Here is a 16,600-nt window from a genome sequence, read left to right as displayed (position 1 = left end):
TTTGACAGGGTCTGGTCAGGGTCGAGGGACAGTTGCGCGGCAGAAGGAGCGATGCGGTGAACACCGAGCGACCCGACAACGGCGAGGCCTTGGGCGGCGGGGACGGGAAGGCTGTGGAAGCCCAGGGCGCCGAGGAGGCGAGGAACGCCGAGGAGGAGCGGGGTTCCGCGGGTCCGGTCGACGGGGAGATCACCGACGTGCAGGGCTCGGCGGAGTCGTCCGAGGACGTCACCGACGACGACACGAGCGAGGCCTCGGACGGCGAGGCATCCGGTAAGGCATCCGCTGAGGACGACGAGCCCCCGGCGTCCGACGAGCTCACGGCCTCCGCGGCCGCATCCGCTGACGAGCCCGAGCCCGAGCACTCCACGCCCGCTCCCGAGGCCGACGCCGACGCCGCTCCGGAGGAGCCCGCTCTCCTCCCCGACTCCGAGGTCCCCCGTGACGAGGAGACCGGCGCCCCGCGCCCGGGTCGGTTCCGCTCCCCCGTCGCCATCGCCGCCGTCGCCGCCGCCGTACTGCTGGTGGGCGGGGGCGGGGCGTATCTCGCCGCCAGTACCTCCGGCGGGTCCAGTGAGGGAGCCACCTCCGGTGCGGCCGGGGACGACACCCCGCCGCCTCTCGCGCTCGACGGTTACGGCGGGGGCGGCGGAACGGGGAACGGGATCGCTCCGGGCGAGCCGAATCCGTACGGCGCGACCTATCGGGTGGCCGGGAGCCTTCCCGAGGGGCCCGCGTCCGCGCCGGTGTACCGGCTCCAGGGGCAGGTCACCGAGGACGACGTGACGCGGCTCGCCGGGGCGCTCGGGGTGAGCGGGAAGCCGGTGGCGCAGGGGCAGGTCTGGCGGATCGGGGCCGCGGACGGCTCGGGGCCGAGTCTCCAGGTGAACCGGCAGGCGCCGGGCGCGTGGAACTTCCAGCGCTACTCCCCCGTCATCGACTACTGCGACAGCGCCACCGTGTGCGGGGCGAAGCCCGGCGCCGACGCCGACGACGATCCGGTGAGCGCGGCCGCCGCCGTGAAGGCCGCCGCGCCGGTGCTGAAGGCGGTCGGTCAGGGCGGCGCGAAGCTCGACACGAGCCAGGTCATCGGCGCCCAGCGGGTGGTGAACGCCGATCCGGTGGTGGGCGGGCTGCCCACGTACGGCTGGGCCACCGGCGTCACCGTGAACGCGCAGGGTGAGGTGGTCAGCGGCGCCGGGCAGCTGAAGGCGCCGGTGAAGAGCGACACGTACCCGGTGCTGAGCGCCGAGAAGACGCTCGGCCTGCTGAACAAGGTGCCGGCGACCGGCCCCCGCATGGGCATCGGCGGCTGCGCCAGCCCCGTACCGCTGAAGGACCGTTTCGAAGCGCCGTGCGGGCAGTCGACGGCGAGCCCGGCGGGCGACACGCTCACCGTGGACAAGGCGGTGTTCGGGCTGGCCTCGCACTTCGTGGGGGGTCGGCAGGCGCTGGTGCCGTCCTGGCTGTTCGAGGTGCGGCCGGCAGGGGCCGAGAAGGCCTTCACGGTGACGTATCCGGCGGTCGACCCGAAGTACATCGCCGCCCCCGCGACCGCGACGCCCACCCCCACGGCTCCCTCGGACGAGCCCACCTCCGCGCCGAAGACGCGGGACGTCAAGATCGACGGTTACACGGCCGAGGGCGACGAGCTGACCGTGAGCTTCACGGGCGGGGTCTGCGCGGACTACTCGGCGTCGGCGAGCGAGAGTTCGGGCGAGGTGAAGGTCAAGGTGACGGCCAGGCCCTGGCGGGACAAGGTCTGCATCATGATCGCCAAGGAGATCCAGAAGACGGTGACCCTGGACGAACCGCTCGGCGACCGTGAGGTCGTGGGCACGGACGGCAAGCAGATCCCGCTGACGAAGGCCGGGGCGCGGCTGTCGGGGGCCTCCGGGGCCAGGTGACGCCGAACACGTGAAAGGCGGCGGCCCCTTGTGGGGGGCCGCCGCCTTTCGTACGACGTGTGTCGACGCGTGTCGACGTGTGTCTCAGCCGAAGCCCGTGCGGCCTAGCTGAAGGAGTCGCCGCAGGCGCAGGAGCCGGTGGCGTTCGGGTTGTCGATCGTGAAGCCCTGCTTCTCGATGGTGTCCACGAAGTCGATGGACGCGCCGCCCAGGTACGGGGCGCTCATACGGTCGGTGACGACCTTGACGCCGCCGAAGTCCTTGACCACGTCGCCGTCGAGCGAGCGCTCGTCGAAGAAGAGCTGGTAACGCAGGCCGGAGCAGCCGCCGGGCTGGACGGCGACGCGCAGGGCCAGGTCGTCACGGCCTTCCTGGTCGAGCAGGGCCTTGACCTTCGCCGCGGCGGCGTCGGACAGAATGATGCCGTCGGTGACGGTGCCGGTCTCGTCCGATACGGACATCTACATCTCTCCCGGGTTGTACGGAGACTGCTTGCCGACTGGTGCAACCGGCAAGGCCGCGGATTCATTCCGGGCCGGACGCCGGATTTTCGGCGCCTTCTTCATGCTCGCACATGCCGCGGTGAGCAGAAAATGCCGCGTCCGGGCCCCACGAGCCCCGTTTCGGGATTCACGTCACATCGACGCAATGACCATCGTCAAAGTGACGTGAACCGGGTTATGATAGATAACGTCAGTTCGACGAAAAGTAGAAAGGGTGCGTGTCGTGACCACCGCCCAGACCACGGAGCTCGACGTACAGCCGACTCCGCTCGCCCTGTTGCTGCTCGGCCGCGAGGCCGACCCGAAGAGCGAGCGGGGCGTCGAGTGCCCCGGCGACCTGCCGTCTCCGTCCGACCCCGACCTGGTCGAGCGCGCCCGCGCGGCCAAGGAGAAGCTCGGCGAGAAGGTGTTCGTCCTCGGCCACCACTACCAGCGTGACGAGGTCATCCAGTTCGCCGACGTCACGGGCGACTCCTTCAAGCTGGCCCGGGACGCGGCCGCCCGCCCGGAGGCCGAGTACATCGTCTTCTGCGGTGTGCACTTCATGGCCGAGTCGGCGGACATCCTCACCTCCGACGACCAGAAGGTCGTCCTGCCCGACCTCGCGGCCGGCTGTTCGATGGCCGACATGGCGACGGCCGAGCAGGTCGCCGAGTGCTGGGACGTGCTGACCGACGCGGGCATCGCCGAGCAGGTCGTGCCGGTGTCGTACATGAACTCCTCGGCGGACATCAAGGCGTTCACGGGCAAGCACGGCGGCCTGATCTGCACCTCGTCGAACGCCGAGCGGGCCCTGAACTGGGCCTTCGAGCACGGCGAGAAGGTCCTGTTCCTCCCCGACCAGCACCTCGGCCGCAACACCGCGGTCCGCGACCTGGGCATGTCCCTGGAGGACTGCGTCGTCTACAACCCCCACAAGCCGAACGGCGGTCTGACCGTCGAGCAGCTGCGGGACGCGAAGATGATCCTGTGGCGCGGGCACTGCTCGGTCCACGGCCGCTTCTCGCTGGAGTCGGTCGAGGACGTCCGCGCCCGCATCCCCGGGGTGAACGTCCTGGTGCACCCCGAGTGCAAGCACGAGGTCGTCGCCGCGGCGGACTACGTCGGCTCGACCGAGTACATCATCAAGGCGCTGGAGGCGGCCCCGGCCGGCTCGAAGTGGGCCATCGGCACCGAGCTCAATCTCGTACGCCGGCTCGCGAACCGTTTCGCCCCCGAGGGCAAGGAGATCGTCTTCCTGGACAAGACGGTCTGCTTCTGCTCGACCATGAACCGCATCGACCTGCCCCACCTGGTCTGGACCCTGGAGTCGCTGGCCGAGGGCAAGCTGGTCAACCGGATCGAGGTCGACCGCGAGACGGAGAGGTTCGCGAAGCTGGCACTGGAGCGGATGCTGGCGCTGCCGTAGCGGTGCCCGCCCGCCACGGGCTCACCCCGGGTTCCGCCCGGGGTGGGCCGGGTCGAGGCTGAAGACGGTGCCGTCGGGGGTGTTCGCGATCAGCGCGCCGCCGTACGGCTGCACCCCGGACTTGGTCACCTCTCCGCTCGCGAGCTGCTCGGCGTACGCACCGGTCTCCCACAGGAGCATGCCCTTGCGGGCGTCGAGGGCCGCGACCCGGCCGCTGATGCTGACGATGTACACGGTGCGGGTCCGGGCGTCGTACGTCGGCCGGCCCGAGCCCTCGGCGCCGGTCCGGGTCTGCCACAGATCCGTGCCGGTCAGCGGGGACACGGCGGACACCTGGCCGCTCGGCCCGGCGATCCACAGGGTGTCGGCGGCCAGGGCCACCGAGCCCTCGTACGTCTTCGCCAGCTTCGTGAGGGAAGCGGCGCCGGTGGCCGGGTCGACCAGCAGGATCGTGTCGAACGTCAGGTTCTGGAGCATCGTCGTGGTGCCGGTGCCCCCGACGACGAAGGCCAGTCGGCCGTCCACGACGCCAAGCAGACCGCTCTGAGCGGGAACCTTCAGGCGCCGGGCGACCGAGCCGTCGTTCCGGTTCAGCACCAGGACCTGGGACTCCTTGCTCCCGTCGGTCGGCACGCAGTGCGCGTACAGGCCCGAGCCGGCCGTCGGGAACATGCAGTAGCGGTGGGCGGGCATCTGCACGGTCCACCGGTCGGCGCCGCTGCGCGGGTCGCGGGCCGTCACCAGCCGCCCGCTCCTGTCGGTGGTCAGGACGAGGCCGCCGGACATGGCCGTGTCGACGCTCGTGTCGTTGACCGGGCGGACCCACCGCTGATCGCCGCTGTCCACGTCGATGGCGACGACGGTGATGGTGCTGTCCGTGGCGTCGTCAGGACGGGCGAGATGACGGACGATCACCGCACCGTCCTGCACTCCGAGGAGCGTGAATTCGTTCTTCATGGTCTTGCCGGCGTCGGCGGACGCGAGGGAGGAGCGCCAGACCGTTTTCCCCGTACGGCCGTCCAGGCGCACCGGCAGAACCTCGGTCCCCGCGCAGTAGACCGCGTCCTCGTACCTCTGGCAGATCACCTCGCCCGGGGTTCTGCCGATGCCTCCCAATGGCTTGGTCTCGCCCCGCGGTGCCGTCTTGCCCACGGTCGTCTGCCAGGGCTGCCAGCCGGCGGGTACAGCCGCCCATCTGGATGCCCCGGCCGAGGAACTCCCGGACGCGGAACCGTCGGGGAAGCCCGGCCCGATGGTGATGTACCAGAGCAGACCGAGGGCCACCGCGCCCGCCGTGCCGGCCGTCACCAGCAGCGGGCGGACCCGTCGGCCGCGGCGGGTCCGTGCCGGCGACTCCCGCACGTCTGCCGGGCCGAGCCCGCCGGACGTCTCCTCCACGATCCGCGGCGCCTCTCTGCGAAGCGTCATGGTGTCCGAGGCGTCGGCCTCGGGCAGGGTGTCGGCGAACTCCTTGGCCAGCTCGTCGAGTTCGGGGCGGTGCGCGGCCTCCTTGGTCAGACAGCGCTCCAGGATCGCGCGCAGCGGCGGTGCCACGCCGTCGAGGACGGGTGCGTCATGGACGACCCGGAAGGCGGTCAGATAGGGGCTGTCGGCGTCGAAGGGCCCTCGCCCGGTGGCCGAGAACACCAGCAGCGCGCCAAGTGCGAAGACGTCCGAGGCCGGGCCGACCGTGCGGGCGTCGGTGAGCTGTTCCGGGGACATGAAGGGCGGGGTGCCGATCATCTGGCCGGTCTCGGTGAGGGTGTTGTGGTTCTCGGCGGCGCGGGAGATGCCGAAGTCGATGACGCGGGGGCCGTCCTCGGCCAGCAGGACGTTGGCCGGCTTGAGGTCGCGGTGCACGACCCCGGCCCGGTGGATGTCCCGCAGCGCCTCCACCAACCCGAGGGCCAGCTGCCGCAGTTCGGTGTCCCTGAGGGCGCCCCGCTCGCGGATCCGGTCGGCGAGGGAGAGGCCGGGCACGTACTGGGTGGCCATCCAGGGCCGTACCGCCTCGGGATCGGCGTCCACCACCGGGGCGGTGAACGCGCCGCTCACCTTGCGGACGGCCTCGATCTCCTGGCGGAAGCGGGTGCGGAACACGGGGTCCTCGGCGTACTGGGCGTGCACGACCTTCACCGCGACCTCGCGCCCGGAGCGGGATCTGCCCCGGTAGACGACGCCCATTCCCCCGGACCCGAGCCGGTCGACCAGCTTGTACCCGCCGACCGATTTCACGTCGTCCTTGTGCAGCGGCACGCCGAACCCCTTCCCCCGTGCACAGCAGTTCGCGAGCCCAGCATAGGTAACGGGCCCCGACGCAGGCGGGGGTCACCCGCTCCCGCGGGAGTTGAGCCGGGCCGCCTGGCGGGTCAGGTGGTCGCGTTCGGGGAGGTTGGGGGCCTTGCGGGCGGCCTCGGCGTACAGCAGGGCCGCGGTCGCGAGGTCGCCGTCGCGTTCGTGGAGGTAGGCGGCGACCGCGGCGTACCGGGGCAGGGAGTCGTCCAGCGCGGCGAGGGCGGCCAGGCCCGCCCGGGGGCCGTCCGCCTCGCCCACGGCGACCGCGCGGTTGAGGCGGACGACGGGGCTGTCGGTCAGGCGGGCGAGTTCGTCGTACCACTCCACGATCTGCACCCAGTCGGTCTCCCCGGCGGTGGGCGCGTCGGCGTGCAGGGCGGCGATGGCGGCCTGGGCCTGGAACTCGCCCAGCCGGTCGCGGGACAGGGCGCCCTGGAGGATCCGTACGCCCTCGGCGATCGCCGTGGTGTCCCAGCGGGTGCGGTCCTGCTCGGCGAGGGGTACCAGGCCCCCGTCGGGGGCGGTGCGGGAGGCGCGACGGGCGTGGTGGAGCAGCATCAGCGCGAGCAGGCCCGCGACCTCCGGGTGGTCGAAGGCCGCGAAGAGCTGCCGCGTGAGGCGGATGGCCTCGGCGGCCAGGTCGAGGTCGCCGGAGTAGCCCTCGTTGAAGACCAGGTAGAGCACGCGCAGCACGGTGGCCACGTCGCCGGGCTGGTCGAAGCGCACACCGGACACGGTCCGCTTGGCCCGGCTGATGCGCTGGGCCATGGTCGCCTCGGGGACCAGACAGGCCTGGGCGATCTGGCGGGTGGTGAGTCCGCCGACGGCCCGCAGGGTGAGCGCGACGGCGGAGGACGGGGTCAGCGAGGGATGGGCGCACAGGAAGTACAGCTGGAGCGTGTCGTCCACGGCGGACGCCGGGCCGGGCGCCGGTTCCTCCTCGACCCGGTCCTCCCGCCGGCGGCGTGCGGTGTCCGCGCGGGTGGCGTCGAGGAACTTGCGCCAGGCGACCGTGACCAGCCAGCCCTTGGGGTCCCGCGGCGGGTCGGCCGGCCAGACCCGCACGGCCTCGACGAGCGCGTCCTGGACGGCGTCCTCGGCCGCCGCGAAGTCGGCTCCGCGGCGGACGAGGATCGTCAGGACGCCCGGCGTGAGGCTTCTGAGCAGAACCTCGTCCACGGGCACGGCAGTCGTCTCAGCCGCCGGCGTGGCAGTCGTCGGTGGCGGTGGGCGAGGTCGCGTAGAAGGGGCGCAGCTCCAGCCACTCGTGGATCGGCTTGCCGCCGGCGCCGGGGGCGGCCGACAGCTCGCCGGCGAGTTCGAGGGCCCGCTCGTAGGTGTCGACGTCGATCACCATCCACCCGGCGATGAGGTCCTTGGTCTCGGCGAACGGTCCGTCGGTGACGGGCGGGCGCCCCTCGCCGTCGTAGCGCACCCACGTCCCCTCGGGGGCGAGCGCCTGGCCGTCGACGAACTCCCCGCTCTTCTCCAGCCGCTCCGCGAAGTCCCGCATGTACTGCACGTGCGCGGAGATCTCCTCGGGCGTCCACTTCTCCATGGGGACGTCGTTGGCCGGAGCCGGGGCGCCGCGGTAGTGCTTGAGCAGCAGGTACTTGGCCATGATGTCTCTCCTCGGTCCCGATGCGGCCCATTCTGGCCGCTCTCACCACGGGGACGGAGCGGGACGCGGGTTCTCGACATCGCCGGGGGATTTTCTTTTCCCGGGATCACTCCGCCCTCGGCCGTACCAGCCCCGACTCGTACGCGATCACCACGAGCTGGGCCCGGTCCCGGGCGCCCAGCTTGGCCATGGCCCGGTTGACGTGGGTCTTGACGGTGAGGGGGCTGACCTCGAGGCGCTCGGCGATCTCGTCGTTGGAGTGACCGCCGGCGACCTGGACGAGGACCTCGCGCTCGCGGACGGTCAGGGCGGCGAGGCGTTCGGTGCGGAGCGGGTCCTGCTCCTCGTCGTCGCCCTGGGCGAGGAAGCGGGCGATCAGGCCTTTGGTGGCGGCCGGGGACAGCAGGGCCTCGCCGCCGGCGGCGACCCGGATGGCCGCGAGGAGTTCCTCGGGCTCGCTGCCCTTGCCGAGGAAGCCGGAGGCGCCGGCCCGCAGCGACCGCACCACGTAGTCGTCGACCTCGAAGGTGGTCAGGATGACCACCCGGACGTGGGCGAGGGAGGGGTCCTCGCTGATCAGGCGGGTGGCGGCGAGACCGTCCGTGCCGGGCATCCGGATGTCCATGAGGACGACGTCGGCGCGCTCCTCCCTGGTCAGCCGCACGGCCTCGGCGCCGTCCGACGCCTCGCCGACGACCTCCATGTCCGGCTCCGAGTCGACGAGCACACGGAAGGCACTGCGCAGCAGCGCCTGGTCGTCGGCGAGCAGGACACGGATCGTCATACGGTCTCCCCCAGCTGGTCCTTGGCGGCGGATCGGGTCTTGACCGGCAGGATCGCATGGACGCGGAAACCGCCTCCGTAGCGGGGACCGGTGGTCAGGGTGCCGCGCAGGGCGGTGACCCGCTCGCGCATGCCGAGCAGGCCGTGGCCACCGCCTCCGTCCGGGTCGTGGTCCTCGCCGTTGCCGTTGTCGAGGACGGTGATCTCCACGTTCGGGCCGACGCGTACGACGCTGACCTCGGCCTTCGCCTCCGTGCCCGCGTGCTTCTGGACGTTGGTGAGGGCTTCCTGGATGACCCGGTAGGCGGCCAGGTCGACGGCGGCCGGGAGGGTGGTGCCGTGGTCGGCGCGGGCCACCTCGACATGGAGGCCCGCACTGCGGAAGGTGCCCACGAGTTCGTCGAGGCGGGCGAGGCCCGGGGCGGGTTCGGTGGGCGCCTCGGGGTCGCCGGACTGCCGGAGCAAACCCACCGTGGCGCGGAGTTCGTTGAGCGCGGAGCGGCTGGCCTCGCGGACGTGGGCGAGGGCCTCCTTGGCCTGGTCGGGCCGCTTGTCCATGACGTGGGCGGCGACTCCGGCCTGGACGTTGACCAGGGCGATGTGGTGGGCGACCACGTCGTGCAGGTCTCGGGCGATGCGCAGGCGTTCCTCGGCGACCCTGCGCCGGGCCTCCTCCTCACGGGTGCGTTCGGCCTTCTCGGCGCGCTCCCTGATGGCCTGGACGACGGCGCGGCGGCTGCGGACGGCGTCGCCGGCGGTGGCGCCGATGCCGGTCCAGGCGAAGATGCCGAGGTTCTCCTGGGCGTACCAGGGCAGGGGACCCGCGAGCATGGCGGCACCGGTGAGGACGGTCATGGTGAGCAGCCCGACGCGCCAGGTGGTGGTGCGGTCGGTCGTGGAGGCGACCGTGTAGAGGGCGATGACGGCGGCCATGGCGACGGGGGCGCGGGGGTCGCCGGTGACGCATTCGGCGACGGAGGCGGCACCGGTGACGGCGAGGACCGCGAGGGGGGCGCGACGGCGCAGGACCAGGGCCGCGGCAGCCACCGCGATCAGGACGAGGCTGAGGGGGGCCGGGGTGCGCAGGCTCCAGCTGACGTCGTGCTCGCTGTGCGGGTCCACGAAGGAGCCGGCCACCATGCAGAGAAGGACACCCGTGGCGAGGACGGCGTCCGCGGCGACGGGGTGTGCTTTGAGATGACGGCGGACTCGGTCTCGGGGGGTCACGTCTGATTCCGGCCTCGGGTGTGTGGGGGTGCGCGTTCCGGGGGCTGTGCCCCCAGGCCCCCCTGTCGGCCCTTGCGGGCCTCGTCCTCAAACGCCGGACGGGCTGAGTTCACCTGAACCGGAATCGCCCGGTACAGCCGTCAACCCGGGATCAGACCGTCGTCGCTGAGGAGTTCCCGGACCTCCTCCAAGGTGGCGTCCGGGGAGGGGAGGATCAGTTCCGAGGGTTCCAGGGAGTCGTCCGGGAGGGGGTCGCCGAGGTCCCGGACGCGGGTGAGGAGGGCTTGGAGGGTGCGGCGGAAGCCCGGGCCGTCGCCCTTCTCCATCTCGGCCAACAGCTCGTCGTCCAGTGTGTTCAGGTCGGCGAGGTGGCTGTCGGCCAGCCTCACCTGACCCTCCCCCATGATCCGTACGATCATGTCGCCCTCCTCGGCGTGGGCCCTACTGCTTGTCGAAGCGCGGGGTGTCCTGCGGCTGCTGCTGGGACTGCGACTGGCCGGTGCCGCCCTCGATCGCCTGCTGCGAGGACCCTCCCGCCAGCTCCGCCTTCATGCGCTGCAGTTCCAGCTCTACATCCGTACCACCGGAGAGCCGGTCCAGCTCGGCCTGGATGTCGTCCTTGTGCATGCCGGACTGGTCGTCGAGGGCACCGGAGGCGAGCAGCTCGTCGATCGCGCCGGCCCGCGCCTGGAGCTGGGCCGTCTTGTCCTCGGCGCGCTGAATCGCCAGGCCCACGTCGCCCATCTCCTCGGAGATGCCGGAGAAGGCCTCGCCGATCCGGGTCTGCGCCTGGGCCGCGGTGTAGGTCGCCTTGATGGTCTCCTTCTTGGTACGGAAGGCGTCCACCTTGGCCTGGAGCCGCTGGGCCGCGAGAGTGAGTTTCTCCTCCTCGCCCTGGAGCGTGGAGTGCTGGGTCTCCAGGTCGGTCACCTGCTGCTGGAGCGCGGCACGGCGGGACAGGGCCTCACGGGCCAGGTCCTCCCGGCCGAGCGCGAGCGCCTTGCGGCCCTGGTCCTCCAGCTTCGAGGACTGCGACTGGAGCTGATTGAGCTGGAGCTCCAGGCGCTTGCGCGAGGTGGCGACATCGGCCACGCCCCGGCGCACCTTCTGGAGCAGCTCCAGCTGCTTCTGGTAGGAGTAATCGAGGGTCTCGCGAGGGTCCTCGGCCCGGTCAAGGGCCTTGTTCGCCTTCGCGCGGAAGATCATCCCCATACGCTTCATGACACCGCTCATGGGCTTCGCGCGCCCCCTTCTGACGGACTTCCAGCTCCAGCTCTGCGACAGAACCCACAGTACGGGCCCTGCTTCCATTGACGCACTGTTCGGGGACCGATGCGCTCATCCCCAAGGACGACTGACCAATCCCTTGCTCCGGCGTAAGGAGTAGGTGACCTTCAGGGTCACCAGGGTGAGTGACCCGTCACCGGACGTCCCCTCTGTCCCCCTACATGACGACTGGTGTTGCCGGATCGTTCCCCACGGGGCTGGGGTCCAACCCCGGACACCCCTTACCCTTGGGTTTTGTGTTCCGTAGCCGTGCCACCAAGGAAGAGAAGGCCGCCGTCGCCGACAAGGCGCAGCTGACCGACTCCAAGCAGATCCGCGACCCGCAGGCCCCCAAGGGCAGGCCCACGCCCAAGCGCAGTGAGGCCCAGTCCCAGCGCCGCAGCGTCGCCAACACGCCGACCTCGCGCAAGGAGGCCTCCAAGAGGCAGCGCGACGAGCGCCGTGCGGCCCTGGACCGGCAGCGCCAGGCGCTGGCCGGCGGCGACGAGCGGTACCTGCCCGCGCGCGACAAGGGCCCGGTGCGCAAGTTCGCCCGCGACTTCATCGACTCGCGGTTCAACGTGGCGGAGTTCTTCCTCCCGATGGCCGTGGTCATCCTCGTGCTGAGCATGGTGCGGGTGGGCGCGCTCCAGAGCATCGCGCTGCTGCTGTGGCTGGTCGTGATCGTGCTCATCGTGCTGGACGCGATCTTCAACGGCTACCGGCTGCGCAAGCAGCTCATCGAGCGCTTCCCCGACCACAACCGCAGGGGCGCGGTCGGCTACGCCCTCATGCGCTCCCTCCAGATGCGTCGCCTCCGGCTCCCGAAGCCCCAGGTCAAGCGCGGAGAGCGGCCCTGAGTACGACGGCTTTCTCCGGGGGTGCGGCCGATGCCTGGCTGGGCAAGCTGGGCGGGCTGCGGAACGTCGTACGACAGGAGCTGGTGGCCCGGCAGCTCGACGAGCAGATAGTCGGGCGGTACCCGGTCGGACAGCGCCTCAGGGTGCTCGACGTGGGGATGGGACAGGGCACCCAGGCGCTGCGGCTGGCCCGTGCCGGACACCAGGTCACCGGGCTCGAACGGGACTCCACGATGGTGGCGGCGGCCCGGGAGTCGCTGTCCGCCGAGCCCGAGGGCATCCGGGACCGGATGCGGATCATCGAGGGCGACGGCCGGGACACCGGGGTGCACTTCCTGCCGGGCAGCTTCGACGTCGTGCTCTGCCACGGCGTGCTCATGTACGTCGAGGAGCCCGATCCGCTGCTGGCCGGGCTGGCGCGGATGCTGGCGCCGGGCGGGCTGCTGTCGCTGCTGGTGCGCAACGGCGACGCGCTGGCGATGCGGCCGGGGCTGGCGGCGGACTGGGCCGACGCGCTCGGCGCCTTCGACACCACCGCGTACCGCAACCGGCTGGGGCTCGATGTGCGGGCCGACCGGCTGGGCGCCCTGACCGCGACGCTCGCGGGCATCGGGGCTCCGCTCCAGGCCTGGTACGGCGTGCGGGTGTTCACGGACACGGCCACGGACGACGTCGAGGTGCCCGACGACATCGAGACGCTGCTGGCCTGCGAGGAGCGGGCCGGGCGGACGGATCCGTACCGGGGGGTGGCGGCGCTGCTGCACCTGTGCGGGGTGCGTGGCTGAGCCGTTCCGGCGAGCAGCTGAGGTGGTGGGCGGGGGCTCTTCCGGGCCCCCGCCCGGCCTGTTTTCTACGCCTTCTCGGCTGCTACGCCTCCTCGGCCGCCTTCAGGCTCATCGGGCCGTAGATCTCGGTGGCGTCCTCGAACAGACGGACCTGTTCGGCGCCGCCGGCGAGGAGGGGCTTCCAGTACTCACCGAGCCAGGACTCGGCGTCTCCCTGGGTCGTGAACTCCTCGGGCTCGACCGCGGGCTCGGTCTCCGCACCGTCGGACTTCTCGAACCGCCAGGTCCATGTGGCCATGTGAGCCTCCCGTGTTTGAGCCGTTACGAAGAGCACCCTAAGCGGTTGGTCGCCGGACGCGGGGCGGTGGGGGGATTGCCGCGGGGCGGTGGAGGGTTGTCGGCGCGCTTGATCAACAGGGACCGGCGAGAATCGGTGGCGTGGAACTCACTTTGCTCGGAACAGGTGCTCCCGCAGGCCTCCCCCGACCGTCCTGCCCCTGCGCCGCCTGCGCAACCGCGGTCGCCACGGACGCCCGGGCCGCCACCTCCGTACTCGTCGACGAGACGCTGCTGCTCGATCTCACGCCCGGTGCGGCGTTCGCCGCGGCGAGGGCGGGGCATTCACTCGCGGGTGTGCGGCAGGTCCTGCTGTCGCACCCCCACGACGGACCCCCCGTCGAGGTGCCCGCCGGGGTCCCGCAGCCGGGGCGGGTGCCGGACGGGCGGGAGTTGGCGCTGTTGACGGGGCACCGGGTGCGGGCCGTGGCGATGGACGCGCCGGGCACCGGGTACGCCGTGACCGGGCCGGACGGGCAGCGGGTGCTGTACCTGCCGCCGGGGGGTGCGCCCGCGGGGCTCGAGGAGGGGGCCGTCGAGGCGTACGACGTGGTGCTCGCCGATGTCGTACGGCGGCCGGACGCGCTGGCGCGGCTGCGGGCCGTGGGGGCGGTGGGGCCGACGACCGACGTGGTCGCTGTGCATGTCGACCACGACGTGCCGCCGGGCGCGGAGTTGCGGCGGAGGCTGGCCGCGGCCGGTGCGCGGGCCGTGCCCGACGGGACGACCCTCGCCGTCGGCGTCTACGAGGACGTGCCGGACGTACCGCGGCGGACGCTGGTGCTGGGCGGGGCGCGGTCCGGGAAGTCGGTGGAGGCCGAGCGGCGGCTGGAGGCGTTTCCCGAGGTGCTGTACGTCGCCACCGGGGGGTCGCGGAACGGGGACACCGAGTGGGCCTCACGGGTCGCCACCCACCGGGAGCGGCGGCCGGGGTCGTGGCGGACGACCGAGACATGCGATCTGGTGCCGCTGCTGAAGGACGACGGGGCGCCGCTGCTGATCGACTGCCTGTCGCTGTGGCTGACGGACGCGATGGATGCCGTGGGGGCCTGGGACGACGCCGAGTGGGCCGGCGGCGGGGAGCGGGAACTGCGGTCGCGGGTGCGGGAGTTGACGGAAGCGGTGCGCGGGACGCGGCGAACCGTGGTCGCCGTCTCCAACGAGGTGGGGTCGGGCATCGTCCCGGCGACCGCCTCCGGCCGCCGCTACCGGGACGAACTCGGACGCCTCAACACGGCATTCGCGAACGAGTGCGAGCAGGTGGTGCTGGTGGTGGCGGGCCAGGCGCTGGTCCTACGGGACTGAGGGGGCGGGGGCGGACGGGTCGATGACGCCGGTGGCCTGGGACTCGGGGGTGCCGGCGTCCTGGACGTCGGAGACGCAGGCGTCCTGGACCTCGGAGGTGCCGGTGTCCTGGGTGCCCGTGCCCGCGGTGTCCACCGCGTCCCGGACAGCCGTGTCCGGGACGCTTTCCTTTCCGTCCGCCACCTCCCGAGCGCGGGTCTCCCGAGCGCGGGTCTCCCGGGCGCGGGTCTCCCGGGCGCGGGTCTCCCGGGCGTGGGCGTCACGGGGGCTCCCGCTCCCGGGCCCGGTGTCGTAGGTGCCCTCGGCCCGCGCGTCGGCGTCCCGGGCGGCCCCGGTCACCGCACCCGCGTCGCGGTCGCTCTCCCTCCCGGCGACCACGCCCCCCGCGCCTCCCCGCCCGGGGTTCAGCGGCTTGCGGGCGATCACCCTGTAGGTCCTCGCGAAGCGGGTGCCGGACAGGAGGAGGGACGCGGTGTGGTCCAGGGCTCGGGCGACGGGGAGGAGGTCGGGCGGGACATGGGGGGCCAGGCGGGGTGGGATGTGGGCGGATCTGCGGGACGTGGCGACGATCGCGCAGCCCTGGGACTCCAGTGCGGGCCGGGGGTCGTCCGGTGACTCCACGAGCAGGTGGCCGCCGGGGCGCAGGACGGCGAGGGCGGCCCGGAGTTCACCGGGATCGGCCGACCGGTTCAGGAGGCTGACCACGTCGTAGCGGGCGCGGAGGTGGCCGGCGAGGTGCGGGTCCGTCAGAGCGCCCCGGTAGCCCTCCTCCAGGCGCTCGACGGCCTGGGCGTGCAGCACGCGGGGCGTGGGGTCGATGCCGTCGAAGGCGGTGTAGGGGAAGAACGTGCGCGCCGCCTCCGGGAAGTCCGCGTCCCCCGTCCCCACGTCCAGCCAGCTCTCCGGCTCCGGCAGCCACCGCAGCGCCCGTGCGGTGGAGCGAAGTCGCCGTACGGAGGGGGCGGTCGGTGCGGGCATGGGGCCTCCCGGGGACGCACGGAGTTCAGTACGGCATTCCAGCACGGCAATTCGCTACAAAATGGAACGTATGGGATCCCGATCCGGGGTGCAATGACGTCCTGGCCCCGTGGCGCCGCCGTGTTCGATCAGGGCCGGTACTGTTCGGCGAATGAGCTCGCTTAATCTCGACGACTTCACCGATCTGATCGAGCGCCCCGACGGCGGGGTGCGTCGCGACGCCGAGGCGCGCCGGGAGCGGCAGATCGTGCCGCCCGGGTCGCTGGGCCGCCTCGACGAACTGGGTGAGTGGCTGGCCGCGGCGCAGTCGGCCGTTCCGGTACGGCCGGTCGAACGGCCGCGGGTGGTGCTGTTCGCCGGCGACCACGGGATCGCCGCGCAGGGTGTCTCCGGACGCCCCGCGGGCAGCGCCTCGGAGCTGGTGCGGGAGGTCCTGGAGGGCGGCCGTCCGGTGTCGGTCCTCGCGCGGCGGCTGGGCGTGCCGGTGCGGGTCGTCGACATGGCGCTGGACTGCGATCCGCAGGAGCTGCCGGAGGACGTCGTACGGCATCGGGTGCGGCGCGGGAGCGGTCGTATCGATGTCGAGGACGCGTTGACGCTCGAGGAGGCGGAGGCCGCGCTCCGGGCCGGGATGGCGGTCGCCGACGAGGAGGCCGACTCCGGTACCGATCTCGTGGTGCTCGGCGATGTGAGCGTGGGCGGGACCACGGCGGCGGGCGTGCTGGTCGCCGCGCTGTGCGGGACCGACGCGTCCGTGGTGACCGGGCGCGGCGGGACCGGGATCGACGACCTGGCGTGGATGCGCAAGTGCGCGGCGATCCGGGATGCGCTCAGGCGGGCGCGGCCGGTGCTCGGGGACCAGTTGCAGCTGCTGGCGACGGTCGGCGGCGCCGATCTCGCGGCGATCACGGGCTTCCTGCTCCAGAGCGCGGTGCGCAAGCTGCCGGTCGTGCTGGACGGTGTGGTGGTGTCGGCCTGCGCGCTGGTGGGCCAGCGGATCGCGTTCCGGGCCCCGGACTGGTGGCTGGCCGGGCAGAACAGCGGGGAGCCGGGGCAGACGAAGGCCCTGGACCGGATGGCCCTGGAGCCGCTCCTCGACCACGGGGTGACCGTCGGCGAGGGCGCGGGCGGGCTGCTGGCCCTGCCGCTGGTGCAGGCCGCGGCGGCGCTGGCCGCCGAGCTGCCGGAGAAGCCGGACGTCGTGTCGGAGGAGCCCGGGTCCGCGGAGCCCGAGAAGGAGGAGTAGGGGTTCGGCCGGTCGGGCACCGCAGGGCCGCTCCGCCGTGGCTGAGCGGCGTCGCGGCGGTGAAGCGGGGCAGGATCACC

The 16,600-nt window shown here is 72.4% G+C and carries 16 protein-coding genes; 6 read left to right on the top strand and 10 right to left on the bottom strand.

Annotation, left to right across the window (positions count from 1 at the left end; genetic code table 11):
* Positions 1–56: 56 nt before the first annotated feature.
* Positions 57–1,907, top strand: a complete 1,851-nt coding sequence (locus H295_RS0121320; RefSeq protein WP_020137380.1) for a hypothetical protein — start codon at positions 57–59, stop codon at positions 1,905–1,907.
* A 104-nt stretch (positions 1,908–2,011) separates the two neighbouring features.
* Here the strand turns inward: H295_RS0121320 and H295_RS0121315 are convergent, their stop codons facing one another.
* A complete protein-coding gene (locus H295_RS0121315) occupies positions 2,012–2,368 on the bottom strand; it encodes an iron-sulfur cluster assembly accessory protein (protein ID WP_020137379.1) in 357 nt (118 codons plus the stop codon).
* Between the two features lie 265 nt (positions 2,369–2,633).
* On the opposite strand from H295_RS0121315, the gene nadA reads away from it, so the two are divergent.
* Complete coding sequence (gene nadA, locus H295_RS0121310) at positions 2,634–3,818, top strand: quinolinate synthase NadA (protein WP_028809592.1); 1,185 nt, start codon at positions 2,634–2,636, stop codon at positions 3,816–3,818.
* A 21-nt stretch (positions 3,819–3,839) separates the two neighbouring features.
* Here the strand turns inward: nadA and H295_RS0121305 are convergent, their stop codons facing one another.
* From H295_RS0121305 to H295_RS0121275, 7 genes are all read right to left on the bottom strand, one after another.
* Positions 3,840–6,074: a protein kinase domain-containing protein gene (locus H295_RS0121305; protein ID WP_020137377.1), complete on the bottom strand. Its 2,235-nt coding sequence runs from the start codon at positions 6,072–6,074 to the stop codon at positions 3,840–3,842.
* A gap of 72 nt (positions 6,075–6,146) precedes the next feature.
* On the bottom strand, positions 6,147–7,292 hold the full coding sequence (locus H295_RS0121300) for an RNA polymerase sigma factor (RefSeq protein ID WP_028809591.1): 1,146 nt from the start codon (positions 7,290–7,292) through the stop codon (positions 6,147–6,149).
* 16 nt (positions 7,293–7,308) lie between these two features.
* The gene (locus H295_RS0121295; RefSeq protein WP_020137375.1) at positions 7,309–7,734 is read right to left on the bottom strand and encodes a YciI family protein; all 426 of its coding nucleotides are present in this window, start codon (positions 7,732–7,734) and stop codon (positions 7,309–7,311) included.
* Positions 7,735–7,840: 106 nt separating this feature from the next.
* Positions 7,841–8,518: a response regulator gene (locus H295_RS0121290; protein ID WP_020137374.1), complete on the bottom strand. Its 678-nt coding sequence runs from the start codon at positions 8,516–8,518 to the stop codon at positions 7,841–7,843.
* Positions 8,515–9,744 carry a sensor histidine kinase gene (locus H295_RS0121285; protein ID WP_020137373.1) on the bottom strand — a complete coding sequence of 410 codons (1,230 nt, stop codon included), beginning with the start codon at positions 9,742–9,744 and terminating at the stop codon, positions 8,515–8,517. The genes H295_RS0121290 and H295_RS0121285 overlap by 4 nt, the downstream gene beginning before the upstream one ends.
* Before the next feature lie 140 nt (positions 9,745–9,884).
* Complete coding sequence (gene pspAA, locus H295_RS0121280) at positions 9,885–10,163, bottom strand: PspA-associated protein PspAA (RefSeq protein WP_020137372.1); 279 nt, start codon at positions 10,161–10,163, stop codon at positions 9,885–9,887.
* A 22-nt stretch (positions 10,164–10,185) separates the two neighbouring features.
* Positions 10,186–10,950: a PspA/IM30 family protein gene (locus H295_RS0121275; protein ID WP_028809590.1), complete on the bottom strand. Its 765-nt coding sequence runs from the start codon at positions 10,948–10,950 to the stop codon at positions 10,186–10,188.
* A gap of 317 nt (positions 10,951–11,267) precedes the next feature.
* On the opposite strand from H295_RS0121275, the gene H295_RS0121270 reads away from it, so the two are divergent.
* Positions 11,268–11,870 carry a DUF3043 domain-containing protein gene (locus H295_RS0121270; RefSeq protein ID WP_020137370.1) on the top strand — a complete coding sequence of 201 codons (603 nt, stop codon included), beginning with the start codon at positions 11,268–11,270 and terminating at the stop codon, positions 11,868–11,870.
* An 83-nt stretch (positions 11,871–11,953) separates the two neighbouring features.
* Positions 11,954–12,655, top strand: a complete 702-nt coding sequence (locus H295_RS0121265) for a class I SAM-dependent methyltransferase (protein WP_020137369.1) — start codon at positions 11,954–11,956, stop codon at positions 12,653–12,655.
* An 82-nt stretch (positions 12,656–12,737) separates the two neighbouring features.
* Here H295_RS0121265 and H295_RS0121260 read toward each other — a convergent pair whose 3' ends face one another.
* Complete coding sequence (locus tag H295_RS0121260; RefSeq protein WP_020137368.1) at positions 12,738–12,953, bottom strand: hypothetical protein; 216 nt, start codon at positions 12,951–12,953, stop codon at positions 12,738–12,740.
* Between the two features lie 140 nt (positions 12,954–13,093).
* Between H295_RS0121260 and H295_RS0121255 the strand changes: the two genes are divergently transcribed.
* The gene (locus H295_RS0121255) at positions 13,094–14,296 is read left to right on the top strand and encodes a bifunctional adenosylcobinamide kinase/adenosylcobinamide-phosphate guanylyltransferase (protein WP_028809589.1); all 1,203 of its coding nucleotides are present in this window, start codon (positions 13,094–13,096) and stop codon (positions 14,294–14,296) included.
* Here the strand turns inward: H295_RS0121255 and H295_RS48740 are convergent.
* Positions 14,285–15,274 carry a methyltransferase domain-containing protein gene (locus H295_RS48740; protein WP_020137366.1) on the bottom strand — a complete coding sequence of 330 codons (990 nt, stop codon included), beginning with the start codon at positions 15,272–15,274 and terminating at the stop codon, positions 14,285–14,287. The genes H295_RS0121255 and H295_RS48740 overlap by 12 nt on opposite strands.
* 151 nt (positions 15,275–15,425) lie before the next feature.
* On the opposite strand from H295_RS48740, the gene cobT reads away from it, so the two are divergent.
* Positions 15,426–16,520, top strand: a complete 1,095-nt coding sequence (gene cobT, locus H295_RS0121245) for a nicotinate-nucleotide--dimethylbenzimidazole phosphoribosyltransferase (RefSeq protein ID WP_020137365.1) — start codon at positions 15,426–15,428, stop codon at positions 16,518–16,520.
* The last annotated feature ends 80 nt before the right edge of the window (positions 16,521–16,600 follow it).

The organism is Streptomyces sp. 351MFTsu5.1 (assembly GCF_000383655.1).
GTDB lineage: Bacteria > Actinomycetota > Actinomycetes > Streptomycetales > Streptomycetaceae > Streptomyces > Streptomyces griseorubiginosus.
Note: the sequence above shows the minus strand (reverse complement) of the source record. Positions and strands in the feature narration are given on the sequence as shown.